Origin of the sequence: Pseudovibrio sp. Ad13, from assembly GCF_001623225.1 — a bacterium.
GTDB lineage: Bacteria > Pseudomonadota > Alphaproteobacteria > Rhizobiales > Stappiaceae > Pseudovibrio.
Genome location: NZ_LMCC01000024.1, coordinates 1 through 1,569, shown reverse-complemented (window position 1 = coordinate 1,569; position 1,569 = coordinate 1). Strand labels below are relative to the sequence as shown.

At 43.4% G+C, this 1,569-nt stretch carries 1 protein-coding gene; it reads left to right on the top strand.

Annotated features, from left to right (window positions below; genetic code table 11):
* Nucleotides 1–567 precede the first annotated feature (567 nt).
* A complete protein-coding gene (locus PsAD13_RS25280; protein WP_063319857.1) occupies nucleotides 568–1,287 on the top strand; it encodes a LuxR family transcriptional regulator in 720 nt (239 codons plus the stop codon).
* Nucleotides 1,288–1,569: the final 282 nt, after the last annotated feature.

Below are 1,569 nucleotides of genomic sequence, written 5' to 3'. Positions count from 1 at the left end.
GTTGCGCAAGTCTTTGCAGATGAGACTACGGTCTCTTTCTGGAGAGTTCTTCTCAGTATATGATTATGTGTGAGGCGCCCGATAAGATAAGGAGCATTTTGAACCCAAAGCAGCTCTGGGATGGAGTTGTCCCCGTTGTCCCCTCAGATATATCGTTGAGGTTTTTGCATCTATTCTGGGCAAATAGAAGCGTGAAATCTGATCTCGACCATGTGTAAAAAAGTATAATGTTTTCATTGGATTAAATGCGGAACCGTATCAGTAAGAAAACACTAACCAAGTGTTAACGCGCTCTTTTCAATGTATTTTCCTAATAAAAATCTATTTATAATTTGAAATCTGAAATTTTTAAATGAGACCTATTCGAATAAAACATAGTGCAATTTAACAGTACTAATATCTATGGGCATATTTCTATTGGGAACGAAGTAATATTGAATACATTTATTTATTGTTATGAAAATAGTTAGCCTCTTTTAGATGATGGGTAATAGCTTCACCTTATAAATCAGGTGAATATTTCGTAAGGTAAGATTGTTGGAGGCATTATATGTAGGGGCGTATAAAATGAACTCATTGACTGCTGCACTAGAATTTATTGAATCTGTTAATAATGAAGAGACACCTGATCTTGTTTCTAAGCGTCTTGCTGAACTTGGTCAGTCTTTTGGCTTTACAAGTTTTTGTCTTGCCGCGATCCCCGAAGCTAACACATCCTTTGATGGGTCTATTATGTTGAGTGGCTGGCGGCCTGAATGGCAACAACGTTATCTCGATCGTAATTACATACAAAATGATCCGATTGTCGCGAAAGCGCGTACTGCTAGTCGCCCATTTCTTTGGTCCAGCGTTGCCCGTGATAGCAATCTTTCTGCAGCTGCACAGCAAGTTCTGTCAGAAGCGCGCGATTACGGAATGTATGACGGAGTGTGTGTGCCAGTGCGTGGCCTTCAGAACTATCAAGGCATGCTGATTTTTGGTGGACCAGAAGTTCGACTGAATGAACGCGAAATCAGTGTTCTTCATCTGGTTGGCATTTATGCGAGTAATAAAGTGCGTGAACTAGCTGGTTCAAACATCAGTCGTCCTCGTCATCGCATTACTCCTCGTGAACTTGAGTGTCTGAAGTGGGCAGCTGCAGGCAAGACAAGTTGGGAGATCAGTCAGATCCTAAATATTTCTCAGCATACTGCGGACTGGTATCTGGCTTCGGCTGCCAGAAAGCTGCATGCTTCGAATAGAACACACGCGGTAGCTGAGGGTTTTCGGTTCGGCCTTATTCAATAAGTCTAAACGACACTTACTTATGCTCTCGGCAGGGTTCGCACCGCGCTTCCTGCTGTTTGCACTTTTACGGCATCCCGATTGTCGCAATTCAACCGATCGGTAAGGTGCAGCTACTCACGAGGCGATTAAGGCGTTGACTGTAAGCTTTTCTCTGAGTGCTTCGTAAGCGGCCGGTGAAGGTTGTAAAATCACTCCCACTGGTTGAGTTTTGCCTCCAGATCGACGTCCCCCTTGTAGCTGAGAAGTTTGCCGAATGTATTGCAGCGATTAGTTGAGCCCACC